This window comes from Acinetobacter sp. 24-47-39 (assembly GCF_056783825.1).
Window position 1 is genome coordinate 1 of record NZ_JBWYIP010000050.1, and the last position, 271, is coordinate 271.

The 271-nt window shown below is 49.4% G+C and carries 1 pseudogene; it reads right to left on the bottom strand.

The window, feature by feature from the left end:
- Positions 1–271, bottom strand: a pseudogene (locus AC1M9C_RS15010) (type VI secretion system tip protein VgrG); the annotation flags it as partial.

Genomic DNA, 271 nt, shown 5'->3' on the forward strand with positions numbered 1-271 from the left:
GTTTTGGCGTCCATTGGCTGCGTTGTAGCAGTTGTTGGACTTGTTGGTCTAAGTCTTTGGGTAGGTTGTTTTGGTTGTAGTAGCGTTTGCCTACAATGAGGAATTCCTGGTCAGCTCCGCTGTGTTGTGCAATTTCTGGGTGTCCATCGAGTCTGAACCAGTAGCCGACTTGACTGTCTCTGACGCTGGCTTTGGCGATGAATTGTTTGCTTTGTCCGGCGTAGTAGTCGCTGAGGTGTTGGTTGAGTTTTTCGACTTGGCTGTTGCCTGA